The 13,261-nt window shown below is 73.2% G+C and carries 9 protein-coding genes; 5 read left to right on the top strand and 4 right to left on the bottom strand.

Annotated elements, in window-relative coordinates:
* Positions 1-32: 32 nt before the first annotated feature.
* On the top strand, positions 33-2,036 hold the full coding sequence (locus tag AB0399_RS17230) for a S53 family peptidase (protein ID WP_366411861.1): 2,004 nt from the start codon (positions 33-35) through the stop codon (positions 2,034-2,036).
* Between the two features lie 228 nt (positions 2,037-2,264).
* The gene (locus AB0399_RS17225) at positions 2,265-3,533 is read left to right on the top strand and encodes a hypothetical protein (RefSeq protein ID WP_366411860.1); all 1,269 of its coding nucleotides are present in this window, start codon (positions 2,265-2,267) and stop codon (positions 3,531-3,533) included.
* On the opposite strand, the gene AB0399_RS17220 is transcribed toward AB0399_RS17225, so the two are convergent.
* From AB0399_RS17220 to AB0399_RS17205, 4 genes are all read right to left on the bottom strand, one after another.
* Positions 3,523-5,700, bottom strand: coding sequence for a transglycosylase domain-containing protein (locus AB0399_RS17220; protein WP_366411859.1), 2,178 nt, complete (start codon positions 5,698-5,700; stop codon positions 3,523-3,525). The genes AB0399_RS17225 and AB0399_RS17220 overlap by 11 nt on opposite strands.
* Before the next feature lie 495 nt (positions 5,701-6,195).
* Positions 6,196-6,795, bottom strand: coding sequence for a TIGR03086 family metal-binding protein (locus AB0399_RS17215; protein WP_329366741.1), 600 nt, complete (start codon positions 6,793-6,795; stop codon positions 6,196-6,198).
* A 228-nt stretch (positions 6,796-7,023) separates the two neighbouring features.
* Positions 7,024-7,329, bottom strand: coding sequence for a zinc-ribbon domain-containing protein (locus AB0399_RS17210; protein WP_328466947.1), 306 nt, complete (start codon positions 7,327-7,329; stop codon positions 7,024-7,026).
* Between the two features lie 213 nt (positions 7,330-7,542).
* Positions 7,543-9,543 (bottom strand): helix-turn-helix domain-containing protein, encoded by a 2,001-nt coding sequence (locus AB0399_RS17205; protein ID WP_366411858.1) that lies wholly within the window; start codon positions 9,541-9,543, stop codon positions 7,543-7,545.
* 605 nt (positions 9,544-10,148) lie between these two features.
* On the opposite strand from AB0399_RS17205, the gene AB0399_RS17200 reads away from it, so the two are divergent.
* The 3 genes from AB0399_RS17200 to AB0399_RS17190 all read left to right on the top strand — a co-directional run bounded on the left by AB0399_RS17200 (position 10,149) and on the right by AB0399_RS17190 (position 13,130).
* Positions 10,149-11,405, top strand: coding sequence for an SLC13 family permease (locus AB0399_RS17200; RefSeq protein WP_366411857.1), 1,257 nt, complete (start codon positions 10,149-10,151; stop codon positions 11,403-11,405).
* A gap of 194 nt (positions 11,406-11,599) precedes the next feature.
* A complete protein-coding gene (locus tag AB0399_RS17195; protein WP_366411856.1) occupies positions 11,600-12,076 on the top strand; it encodes a universal stress protein in 477 nt (158 codons plus the stop codon).
* Positions 12,077-12,284: 208 nt separating this feature from the next.
* Positions 12,285-13,130 (top strand): MIP/aquaporin family protein, encoded by an 846-nt coding sequence (locus AB0399_RS17190; RefSeq protein ID WP_366411855.1) that lies wholly within the window; start codon positions 12,285-12,287, stop codon positions 13,128-13,130.
* Positions 13,131-13,261: the final 131 nt, after the last annotated feature.

Here is a 13,261-nt window from a genome sequence, read left to right as displayed (position 1 = left end):
ACACACCCCGTAGCGGCGCAGGCCGTACCGGAGTGGTAGCGGCCGCCTCGCTGGCCCTGCTCTCCGGTTCGCTGCTGCTGGCGGCCACGCCTTCGCAGGCGTCGGCGCCGGCCGCGTCCGCCAAGACCATCACCGGCTCCCACCCCGCGTGGGCCACCGCCTCCGCGGACGCCGGTTCGGTGTCGTCCTCCGCCGAGATCACCGGCACCGTGTACCTCGCGGGCCAGGACCCGGCCGGGCTCACCTCGTACGCGACGGCCGTATCGGACCCGAGCAACGCCAGTTACGGCAAGTTCCTCAGCCCCGCGCAGTACCAGGCCCGGTTCGGGGCCACCAAGGCGCAGATCGCCGCCGTGCAGAAGTGGGCCGAGGACTCCGGCCTGAAGGTGCTGGGCACCACCTCGCACGCGATCACCGTCAAGGGCACCAACTCCGCGCTCACCAAGGCGTTCGGCACCGGTGAGCACCAGTACAAGGTGTCCGGCGAGCTGCGGCACGCGCCGGCCCGCGACCTGAAGGTGCCGGCCTCCGTCTCCAGCGCGATCCTCGGCGTCGACGGCCTCTCCTCGGTCGGCAGCAACGTGGTGCGCCCGGACTCGCACAAGGTCACCTCGGACACCGCCACTTCGGCGAAGGGCGCCAAGGCCGACAAGAGCCTGCCCACCACGCCGACCTGCTCCGCGTACTGGGGCCAGAAGACCGCCAAGGGCGCGCCGGCCGGCTTCACCAAGAAGGACGTGGCGTTCGACCAGTGCTCGCTGTACCCCTCGCAGATCCGCAAGGCGTACGGCATCACCTCCACCGGGCTGACCGGCAAGGGCGCGACGATCGCCATCGTGGACGCGTACGGCAGCTCCACCATGGAGGCCGACGCCAACCAGTACGCCACCAACCACGGTGACAAGGCGTTCAAGAAGGGCCAGTACTCCGAGGTCGTCGACTCCTCGCAGTGGACGGACCAGGACCTGTGCGGCGGCCCCGAGGGCTGGGCGCCCGAGGAGGCGCTGGACGTCGAGATGGCGCACGGCCTCGCCCCCGACGCCAACGTGGTCTACGTCGGTGCGAACTCCTGCAACGACGACGACCTGCTGGCCGCGATCACCAAGATCGTGGACAACCACCTCGCCGATGTCGTCTCCAACTCGTGGGGCGAGATCATGCACACCACGGACAACGCGGACGTCACCGCGTCGGAGATCGCGGCGTACGAGCAGATCTTCCAGCAGGCCGCGATCGAGGGCATCAGCGTCGGCTTCTCGGCCGGCGACTGCGGTGACAGCAGCCCGCTGGCGGCGGCCACCGGTGCCAACTGCCAGACCGACACCGCCCGTGCGCAGGCCAACTGGCCGGACTCCGACCCGTGGGTGACCTCGGTCGGCGGCACCGCGCTCGCCCTGGCGGACAAGAGCGGCAAGTACGGCTTCGAGACCGACATGGGCACCACCCGCTCCGCGCTGTCGGCCGACGGCAAGAGCTGGACCCCGGCCCCGGCCGCGGCGCCGTTCTACTTCGGCGGTGGCGGCGGCACCAGCGAGGACTTCGCGCAGCCGGGCTACCAGCGCGGCGTGGTCCCGGACACGCTGTCGCACACCCTGATGACCGGTCAGAAGGTGGGCGCCGCCAAGCGGGTCACCCCGGACATCTCGATGGTCGGCGACCTGTACACCTCGGTGCTGGTCGGCATCTCCGACGGCGCCGCGTACAGCGAGGGCGGCTACGGCGGCACCAGCGTCTCCTCGCCCGAGTTCGCGGCGGTGCAGGCCGACGCGATCCAGGCCGGCCACCACGCGATCGGCTTCGCCAACCCGGCGATCTACGCCCGCTCGCACCTGACCACCGACGTGGTGGACAAGCAGGCGCAGCACTCGAGCACCCCGCTGAGCAGCGTCTACGACGCCGGTGTGGTCAACGGCAACCTGCTGGTCCGACTGATCGGCTTCGGCCAGGACACCTCGCTCAACGCGGTCCGCGGCTACGACGACGCGACGGGTGTCGGCTCGCCGAACGCGAGCTACCTGAAGTCGTACCGCTTCTGACGGTTCGCCGGCAGGACGGATCGACGCTTGACGCGTTGACGTTTTGACGCGTTGACGCTTTGACGGATCGACCGATCAGCGGATCGACCGATCCACGGGTGTGACCGGGCGGGCTCCGGCGGAGGACGACTCCTCCACCGGGGCCCGCCCGCACGTTTGATCGGATCAACTGAATAATGGGTCCCGGTACGCCCGTGGGTGGCGTGCCCTTGGGGGGGACACGCACCGATGGTGAAGCTCAAGCGAGGGGCGGTGGCCGGGCTGGCCACCGCGGGTGTGGCGGCGGCGTTAGCCGGGACGCTGATCGCGGTCGGCACCGGAGGCGGCGGCTCCGGGCACGCCAAGGCGGCCGGGCACACCACCGCGCAGGCACCGGTCCGGCACGCGCCGACCGCCTCCACCACCCCCGCGTGGGACGGCAAGACGAAGGTGATCGGCGACGGCTCCACGTCGTACACCGGGCCGCAGCCGCACCAGCCGAAGTGGCACAAGCTCAAGCCGGGCGAGAAGCCGCCGCAGTTCGTGGTCTTCTCCTGGGACGGCGCGCTGGAGGGCGACGACCACGACTTCTCCCGCTTCCGCACGCTGGCCGAGAAGTACCACGCCAACATGACGTTCTTCCTCAGCGGCATCTACCTGCTGCCGAAGGACAAGCGCACCCTCTACCACCCGCCGCAGCACGCGCCGGGCGCCTCCGCGATCGACTTCCCCACCGACCAGCACATCAAGTGGACCCTCCAGCAGCTCCGGCTGGCCTGGGAGGACGGCGACGAGATCGGCACCCACTTCAACGGGCACTTCTGCAAGCCCGACAAGGGCGCGGGCGCGGACTGGAGCACCAAGGAGTGGCTGAGCGAGACCAGCCAGGCGTACTCCTTCGTGCAGAACTGGAAGACGAACACCGGCGACACCGACATCCCGCCGCTGCCGTTCGACTACGCCCAGGAGCTGGTCGGCGGGCGCGCGCCGTGCCTGGAGGGCCAGAAGAACCTGCTGCCGGCCGAGAAGCAGCTCGGCTGGCGGTACGACGCCAGCTCGCCCGGCGACTTCCAGCTCTGGCCGCAGAAGCAGGACGGGATCTGGAACTTCCCGCTGGAGCTGGTGCCCTACCCGGGCAAGAGCTTCCAGGGCCTGACGATGGACTTCAACTTCCTCTACAACCAGTCCGGCGGCGACGTCACCGAGGGCGACCCGGCGAAGTACCCGGAGTGGGAGAAGCAGACCCGGCAGGGCTACCTCGAAGGCTTCCAGCGGGTCTACAACGGCAGCCGGGCACCGCTGTTCATCGGCAACCACTTCGAGGACTGGAACGGCGGCATCTACATGCAGGCCATCTCCGACGTGGTGAAGGACGTCTGCCCCAGGAAGGGCGTGGAGTGCGTGTCCTTCAAGGAGCTGTGCGACTGGCTGGACATGCAGGACCCCGCGGTGCTGGCGAAGCTGCGCAACCTGGACCCGGGCGAGTCGCCGGACTGGTCGACCTTCCTCACCAAGTAGTGGCCTTGCGGGCGGCGTCGGGGCCGACCGGCGTGCGCGTCGCCGACTCCGATCCGCCCGGCGGGAGCGTCGCCTCGGCGTAGTGGGTCCAGATGTCCGCCGGGGCATCGCTGCCCGGCTTCTTCACGGACCGCCCGCCGATCCCGGTCAGCGGCTGCAACTGCTGCGTCTTCGGGTCGATCCGGAACAGCGTGACCGCGGTGGCCATCTCCGCGTCGTAACCGACGAACGACGCCGAGGTGTTGTCCTGCGCGGTGCCCGGCAGCCCGGCCAGCCCCGGCCCGGCCTTCGCCACCGCGTGCGCGGCGCCGGTGTCGACCGCGTCGCGCAGCGCGTCGTCCACCTCCCCGGCCACCTTCGGGGTGAACGGGTGCGTGACGGTGGGCTTCTGGAGCGGCACCGCGGCGCCGTCGCGGGTGATGCGCAGCACCGAGTACGGGTCGGTGTGGGTGCCGCCGGCCGCGAAGGTGGCGTACCCGTCGGCCATCCGGATCGGGCTGGGCGTGGACGTGCCCAGCGAGAAGCTCGGCACCTGCTCGGCGAAGCCGCTGTCCGGCAGCAGCCCGGCGTCGATCGACGCCTGCCGCACCTGGTTGAGCCCGACGTCCACGCCGAGTTGTGTGATCGGCCCGTTCACGCCCTTCGCGACGGCCTCGCCGAGCGGGATCTTCCCGTACGAACGGCCGTCCGCGTTGGCGGTCTTGACGACCTTCCCGTCCCGGCTCCAGTACGGGCCCTCGGGCGTCTGTATCGGCACCTTGTTGTCGCCGTCGTAGCGGGACTGCGGGTCGACCCGGGCCCGCGGCGCGTCCCGGGTGCGGACCACGCCGTCGCGCAGGGCCGCCGCGTACACGAACGGCGCGTAGGTGGTGCCGGCCGGCACGATCGCGATGTCGGCGTCGTCGAAACCCTGCTTGACGTAGTCGGGGCCGCCGTAGAGTGCGAGGATGCGGCCGTCGGTCGCGACCGAGGCGGCGCCCACCCGCACATTGCGATCGGCGGGGCGGTCCTTCGGGCGCAGCCGGGAGATCTGCTGCTTGACGGCGGCGGCCAGCGCGTCCACTTTCGGCTTCTGGAAGGTGGTGTAGATCTGGTAGCCGCCGAGGTCGAACCGCTGGTCGGAGATGCCGCTGTGCGCGGAGACGTAGGCGCGTGCGGTGTCCACGAGGTAGCCGGTCTGCCCGCTCAGCCCGGCCGGCTTCGGCGGCGCGATCGGCTCGGGGAACTTCGTGTACGTGGCCCGCTGCGCCGCCGACAGCTTGCCGGTCTTCACCATCCGGTCCAGCACCCAGTTCCAGCGCGCCACCGCGCGGTGGTGGTTCGCGGCGCTCACCGACGGGTCGAACTGGCCGGCGCCCTTGAGCAGCGCGGCGAGGAACGCGGCCTGGCTCGGGTTGAGTTGGGAGACGTCCTCGCCGTAGTACGCCTTCGCGGCGCGCTGCACCCCGTAGGCGCCGCGGCCGAACCAACTGGTGTTGAGGTAGCCGTCGAGGATCTGCTTCTTGCTCATCTTGCGGTCGAGCTTGATCGCGATGAAGATCTCGGAGATCTTGCGGGAGATCGTCTGGTCCTGGTCGAGGTACACGTTCTTGACGTACTGCTGGGTGATCGTGGAACCGCCCTGCGTCTGGCCGCCGGTGGCCATGTTCGCCACCGCCCGGGTGATGCCCCGAGGGGAGACGCCGTGGTCGGAGTAGAACGACGCGTTCTCGGCGGCGAGCACCGCGGACTGCACGGCGGTCGGTATACGGTCCAGCGGCATCGCCTGCCGGTCGACCGGGCCGACCCGGGCCATCTCGGTGCCGTCGGCCCAGTAGTAGACGTTGTCCTGCTGGGTCGCGTAGGCGTTCAGGTCGGTGGGGATCGCGGTGCGCGCATAGGCCCAGCCGACCAGCGCGATCAGGGCGAGCACGCTCCAGGTGCACAGCAGCAGGGTCTGGCGCAGCGAGGGGACCCACCGGCGCCAGCCGGTGCGGTTCGGCCGCGGGTACCGCGGGCGCAGCGGCGCCCACCACCGCTTTCCGTCCCCGACGGCGCCGGTACGGTCCGAGGGTGCCTCGGGGTTCGCGGGTGCCTCAGGTGTCTCGGGTGCCTCGGTCTTCCCGGTGCCGCGGTGCGGCTTCGGCAGCCGGGCCGCCGCCGAACGTGCCGTCCGCAGCGTCCGCACGGCTAACTGCCTCGGCCGCAGCCCCCGTTGCTCACCGCTTCGCCGCGCGAACATGTCCCTCCTCGACGCCCCTGGACAGGGACGTCCCCCGCGCCCCGAACACGGCTTCGACCCTATGTCGGGTGCCCACCTCCGCAGGGGTCCCGATCTCCACAGGTCTGTAACAAACCCCGCACCAGTCCGACACCCCCGTGTTGCCGACCCCCGCCACCCCGCGGCCCCCACCCCGTGCCACGGCCCCCGCCGGCACGAGCCGAACCCACGGTCCCCCGGCCCGCCGCGCAGGCTCAGGCCCCGGGCCACAGCGCGCCACTGCGATGGCTGAGCGCGCAGTTCCCCGCGCCCCTACAGGGCACCTGCCGGTGGCTCACCACCCCGCCGCGCAGGCTCAGGCCCCGGGCCACAGCGCGCCACCACGACGGCTGAGCGCGCAGTCCCCCCCGGGGGGCGGCACCTGCCGGTGACACAGCGCCCCGTGCGGGATGGGTGGGGTGGTCAGGGGCGCCAGGAGGGGGAGCGGCCGCTGAGGGCGATGAGCTGGTCGAGGAGGGGGGCGGTCGGGGGGATGGGGAGGGCGGGGCCGAAGGGGCCGCCGGCGGGGCGGTCGGCGGCGGAGGGGGCGAGGAAGTCGCGGCAGGTGGCGAGCTCTTCCGGGGTGGGCTGGTAGTCCTGGCCGGTCGCGCGGGCCAGGTCCCATCCGTGGACGACCAGTTCGTTGAGCGCGACCACGCCGGCCTGGGCTGCGGGGAGGGTCACGCCGCCCACCTGGGTCATCTCGGTCCAGGCGGCCGGCTCCCGCCAGGCGGCGGCCAGCTCGTCCAGCGCCGCGGGCAACTCCGCCCGCCAGGCGCCTTCGTCGTCGATGTCGGGAACGGTGGTGAAGGGCGGTGTCGAGGTGGCGGCGCCCAACTCCTTGCGGCCCGCGGCGCGAAACCCCTGGCTGAGGCCGATGACGTGGCCGAGGAGGTTGCGTACCGCGGTGTCGGGACAGGGCGTCGGAGCGGCGAGCTGATCGTCGCCGACGCCCTCGGCAAGCGCCGCGACCCGGGCCGCGGCCGGCCCCAGGTCGACCATCCGCACTGCGTCGTCCGTCATGGGTGACTCCCTCGTTGGTTCCGCGACCGCACTCCGCACGGCACGGTCCGATGTCTCACCCAGGGCAGACCACCCGGACCCGCGGAACTCATCGGTCCGGTCCGGTCCCGCCCGGTCCCCTCCGGTCCCGCTCGGTCCCGTCCCGCCCCGGACACACCAGCGCCCCGGGTCCCGGACGAGGAGTCCGTGGCCCCGGGGCGAACGACGTCGGCCCGTACGCCGGGCGCTTCAGCTCTGGTACGGGTTCGCGCCCTGCGGCGGCACCGGCTGGCCGGCGGGCGGCGCCGGCTGCGGCGACGCGGCGATCTGCGCCTGGAGCTGCTCGGCCTGCTCCTTCGGAACCGCCGTCTGCGCACCGCAGAAGGTGCACTGCGTGGAGTACTTGGAGCTGATCGGGAACAGCGGGATGAAGAACAGGGTGAACTTCATGACCCGCCGGCGCAGCGCGTGGGCGGACGGGTTGCCGCACCGCCCGCAGAGCAGCGTGATCATCGCCAGCTGGTAGATGTAACTTCTGGTACCCCAAATGATCATGGTGGTTCGCCTTCCCCCTGGAGTGCCCGCCCCTGCGACGGTCTCGGTGTCAAGGAGCACAGTGTGCCCCACCCGGTCGACGGGACGGCAGCCGGGCGGCGGAATTTACCTATCCATGCCATGCCGGAGTGCCCTGCCGAAGCTCCGAGCCGGCCGCGCCGCTCAGGCCCGCCCGCCGGGAAGGCCCGTCCACCGCCCAGGCCGACCCACCGCTCAGGCCCACCCGCCGGGAAGGGGCGGCCGGGGTATGCCCGGCCCGGTGGTGGCGTAGAGGGCCACCGCCAGCGGCCGGACGCTGGCCAACCGGTGCTCGCTCTCGCCGGGCACCAGCGGCAACTCCCCGATCAAGTCCCGCTCCAGCAGCGGCTCGGCCGCCCTGATCCGCGACCGCACCGTCTTCGCCGCGATCCCCAGCGACGCCGCGGCCGGCTCGTACCGGCAGCCGTGCCGCACCCACTCCCGTACGGTGCGCAGCAGGTCGCGGCGGTCGTCGGCGAGCGGCCGCAGCACCTTCTCCGCCCAGGCCCGCAGCGCGGGTTCGGAGAGCAGGGTGTGCAGGTCGGGCACGGTGCCCGCGTCCGCGTCGCGCCCGCCGCGGTCGGCGCTGCCGTACCGCGCCACGATCTGCGCGGCCAGCGACAGCACCACCCGGTCGAGGATGGCGTCCTGGTCGAGCCCGACCGCGTCGAACACCTGCCGGACCCGGCGGGTGACGGTGTTGCGGTGCACCCCGATCACCCGCGCGGTCGCGGACATCTCGAACTCGACGGCCATCGCGGTGGTTTCGAGGATCTGCCCGCCGCCGCGCGGCATCGCCAGCACCGGCCGCAGCAGGTGGGTGGCCCAGGCGAGCGCGGCGTCGGGGGCGAGCACGTCGACGATGCCGGTGCTGCGGGTGGCCATCGCGATCCGGTCGGGGTTGCGGCCGGCCCGGGTGAGGCAGTCCAGCGCCTCGCCGTAGGCGTCGGGGACGTCGTCCAGCGGGTGGGCGAGGCTGCCGCCGAGCAGCACGCGGGCGTCGGCGAAGGTATCCATCAGCCGGTGCAGGCCCTCCTCCGCCCGGGCGCTGGTGCGGTGCGGCGCGAGGAAGATCAGGTGCCGCCGGTAGGCGGGGCAGCGGATGGCCAACGCCTGCTCGGCGAGGGTGTGTTCGGCCTCGGCGAGCACCGTGTCGCGGGCCGCCCGGGCGCAGTCGAGGATGAACACCCGCGCGGTGTCGCTGTCCATCAACGAGCCCTCGATACCCGCCACGACGCGCTGCGCGGCCACGGCGTGCCCGGTCATGAAGAGTTGGAACGCGGACAGCCGGACCCCGCGCAGCGCGTCGCCGACCGCCCCGTTCACGCGCCGCTCGCGCAGCCCCGCGACGGCCAGCCGGAGCGCCTTGGCGGTGTACGCGACCAGGACCCGGTCGGGTGCGGGCTCCGCGGTGGCGACCACGAGCATCGCGTCGCCGGCCGGGGCGAGCATGACGGTCTGCGCGAAGTCGCCCGCCGCGGTGGGCTGCCGGCTGCCCGGAGGCGTGCCGAGCAGCGGGGCGAGCGCGGCGGCGGCGCTCGCGGGCTCGGCGGCGAGCACCTCCCCGTCGGCGTGCACCAGCACCCGCGCGTCGAGCGCCTCGGCAAGGTAGCCGGCCAACTTCCTTACGGTCGAGCGCTCGTCGGCACCGGGCACCGGCAGCCGGTCCAGCAGACCGGCCAGCCGGGCGTGCCCGCGCCGTACCGCGTCGGCGCCCAACGCCGATACGCGTGGGGCCAGTTCACGCCAGGCGGCGACCGGGTGCGGGCCGGCTAGCACCGGCACCCCGGCGGCCGCGACAGCCGAGGCGACGGCCGCCGCGACGGCAGTCTCGGCAGTCGCCGCCGGCTGCTCGTCCGACGGGCCCGCGGTGCCGGGGAGAAAGCCGGGGTCAGTTCCGGGGTCAATGCCGGGGTCGACGCGGGTGCCGGGGTCAGTGACGGGGCCGGTGCCGGTGCCGGTGCCCGCGAGCACCAGCCCGGCCGCGCCGCCCCCGGCGAGGGCCCGCGCCAGCCGGTCCGGGCGGCCGATCCTGCCGGGGTCGGCGACCACGAGCGCCCGCTCCATCGGCGTGCCGCCCCACTCCGCGTCCGGGTCGGCCGGAACCAGCACCTGCTCCACCTCGGCACCACCGTCGCCGGAGACAAGGGTCAACCCGAAATCGGGCACGGCGACGAGGTCGTGGAGAGTGAGCACGCGGGTTCCCGGGGTCGGTGGAGGGCGAACCGCACACGACCGCAAGCCGGCACCGGGTCCGGCCCCCCGGACGACCGTCCCCACCTGCCGACGACAACGGCCCCGCGCGGCGGGTCGTCAACCTCCACCCTAAGCCGCACGCACCGCGTCCAAGAAGAGCGCACGCACGCGCACCGCCCCGGGCGCGATACCCACGAGGCGGTGCGGACGGTCGGCGATCCCCCTCCCCCGGCGAGCCCGCGCGACCGGCCGGCGGTCCCCTCCCCCGTACGCGGACTCCCCCGTTCACGCGGACCGCCGACCACCTCGACCGTACGGCGGCGCGCCCGCACCGCACCACGGCACGCGTGCACCATTTCCGCCCGGCACACGGCACCCGTGCACCACGGCACGCGCGGCATGCGGCCGGCGTATCCGCCTGTCACGGCCGGCACCCCTCACACTGGCAGTCGGGTCCGCCCGGTCTCCCACCGGCGCCGGACCCGTACGACCCGTACGACGCATACGAACGCCACGCCCGCCACGACCACCGACGACCGCCGCGCTCCCCGGCGACAGGAAGGCCGCACCTCACCCCATGAACGCCTCCGTATGAACACCGCCCGATGAACAGCGCCGCCGCCGAAACGCTCAGCGCCGTCCTGCTCGTCCTCGTGCTGGGCTGCGCGGTGGTGCGCCCGTGGGGCCTGCCCGAGGCCGCCGTCGCGGTGCCGGCCGCCGCCGTACTGATCGGCACCGGGGCGATCTCCCTGGACCACGCGCGGGCCGAGGCGCAGCAGCTCGGCCCGGTGATCGGGTTCCTCGCCGCGGTCCTGGTACTGGCCCAACTCTGCGACGAGGAAGGGCTGTTCACCGCATGCGGCGGCTGGATGGCGAGCGCGGCCGGCGGCAGCCCCTACCGCCTGCTCGGGCAGGTCTTCGTGCTCGCCTCGGTGATCACCGCGGTGCTCAGCCTGGACGCGACCATCGTGCTGCTCACCCCGGTGGTCTTCGCGACGGCCGCCCGGTTGGGCGCCCGCCCCAAACCGCACGTCTACGCCTGCACGCACCTGTCCAACACCGCGTCCCTGCTGCTGCCGGTCTCCAACCTCACCAACCTCCTCGCCCTGGCCGCCAGCGGGCTGAGTTTCACCCGGTTCGCCGCGCTGATGGCGCTGCCGTGGCTGGCCGCGATCGGCGTGGAGTACGTGGTGCTGCGGCGGTTCTTCGGCACCGACCTGGCCGCCGGCGCGCACCCTCAGCAGTCCGACGACCGGCCCCCGCTGCCCCGGTTCGCCCTCGCCACGGTCGGCTGCACGCTCGCCGGTTTCGTGGTGGCCTCGCTGCTCGGCGTCAACCCGGCGTGGGCGGCCTTCGCCGGCGCCGCGGTGCTCGCCGTACGCGCCCTGGTCCGGCGCCGGACCACCCCCGGCGCCCTGGTCCGGTCGGCCGCCGTCCCCTTCCTCGCCTTCGTGCTCGCGCTCGGCATCGTGGTCCGCGCGCTGGTCGACCACGGGCTCGGCTCGGCGCTCGGCCACGCGGTACCCGGCGGCACCGGACTGCCCGCGCTGCTCGCGCTCGCCGCACTGGCCGCGGTGCTGGCGAACCTGATCAACAACCTCCCCGCGGTCCTGGTCCTGCTCCCGCTGACCGCGCCGCACGGCGCGGGCGCGGTGCTCGCCGTCCTGCTCGGCGTCAACATCGGTCCCAACCTCACCTACGCGGGGTCTCTCGCCACCCTGCTGTGGCGGCGTATCGTGCGGGCCCACGAAGCCGAGGTGGACCTCGGCGAGTTCACCCGCCTCGGCGCGATCGCCGTGCCTGCCTCGCTGCTGGTCGCCGTGGTGGCACTGTGGCTCTCGTTGACCGTGATCGGAGGGTGACCCCCATGCCAACGCCCCCGCCGCCCCCGCCGCCCCCGCATCGGCCGGGTCCCCGGGGCCCGGGCGGACCGGACGGGCCAGGTGGACCCGGCGGACCCGGCCGGCCGCGCGAACCCCACCCGCCGTCCGTCCCGCACGAACCGTACGAACCTCCGGAGCCGGGCCGCGCCCACCGGGCCGGCGGCGCCGAGACCGTGGTCGCCTGGATCGTCGAGGGCACCTGGCCGGCCTGCGTGGACGCGGTCCGCAGCCACGCGTCCGACAGCGCCGACATCGTCCTGGTGCACGTGCCGGAACCGGAGGTGGCCGGCGCCGCCCACGGCGCGTTCGCCGGACTGCTCGGCCGCGGCCGCCCGGCCCGCGACCCCGGCCTCGCACTGTCCGAACAGGCCACCTCCGCCGGCCAGGCGCTCCTCGCCGAAGCCGCCGCCCGCCTGGCCCGCCCCTGCACCACCCTCCAGCGCACCGGCCGGGTCGAACGCGAGATCGTCGCCGAAGCGGAGGACGCCGCCCTCCTCGTCCTGGCCCGCGACGGCGACCACACCCGCCTCGGCCCCCACAGCCTCGGCCCGCACAGCCGCTTCATCGTCGACCACGCCCCCTGCCCCGTCCTCCTCGTCTGGCCCGAGCCCCCGCCCAGCCCCAACACCCTTCCCCCGCCCCCGCACTAGGACCGCCTCACCAGGACCGCCTCACCAGGACCGGCGCGGGGCCACCTCTACAGCGCCGGACGCTCTTCCCGCAGCCCGGCGCAGCGCGCTCCCCTGAACGGCCCATCCATACGCGCCAGCCCGTTTCCACCGTGCTTCCTTGAGTAGGAGCAGAAATGCGAATACGAGCCAGAGCCGGTCCGGTACGACCGGCGGGAAGCAGGCTGACATGGCGCCACGTTCACGCGGCTCAGGGCTGATCGGCGAGTTGTCCGCGGAGTTCGCCGGCACCCTGATCCTTCTCCTCTTCGGCATCGGCGTGGTCGCCCAGGTCGTCGCCGGTGGAGCCCTGACCACGCCCCCGGGCGGTCTGGGAAATCACGACAGCATCTCCTGGGCCTGGGGACTCGGCGTGACGCTGGGCGTCTACCTGGCGGCCCGACTCAGCGGGGCCCACCTCAACCCGGCTGTGACGCTGACCCTCGCCACCTTCAAGGGATTCCCCTGGAGGAAGGTCGCGCCGTACATGGCGGCCCAGGTCCTCGGCGCGTTCTGCGCCGCGCTGCTGGTGCGCTGGAACTACACCGAAGTACTCGCGCGGGCCGACCCCGGCCACACCATCAAGACCCAGTTCATCTTCTCCACCCTGCCGGGCAACGGTAACCCCGCCGCCGGCGTGCACGAGTGGGGCGCGTTCCGCGACCAGGTGATCGGCACCGCGATCCTGCTGATCCTGATCCTGGCCCTGACCGACCTGCTCAACAACCCGCCCGGCGCGAACATGGGCCCGTTCATCATCGGCCTGGTGGTCGTCGCGATCGGCATGGCGTTCGGTACGGACGCGGGATACGCGATCAACCCGGCCCGTGACTTCGGGCCCCGGCTGGCGAGTTACATCACCGGTTACCGCCACGCGTGGCGGGACGAGTGGGGCAACCTCTACTTCTGGGTGCCGATCGTCGGCCCGCTGGTCGGCGGCCTCGTCGGCGGCGTCGCCTACAAGCTCTTCGTCGGCCGCTTCCTGCCGGGCGCGGCGCCGGAGCCCGAGGGCCGCACCCCGATCCCGCAGAGCTGACCCCGTAGGACCGGTCCCGCGGGGCTGATCCCGCAGGACCGGTCCCGCGGGGCCGATCCCACGCACGTGAGCCCGGGCAGCCGAGGCGACTCGGCTGCCCCACATGTTCGTTGACCCAGGAGCTCCAGCAG

Source organism: Streptomyces sp. NPDC088194 (assembly GCF_040702025.1).
GTDB lineage: Bacteria > Actinomycetota > Actinomycetes > Streptomycetales > Streptomycetaceae > Actinacidiphila.
The sequence above is the reverse complement of the archived record's forward strand: the minus strand, read 5'-3'. Positions and strand labels throughout refer to the sequence as shown.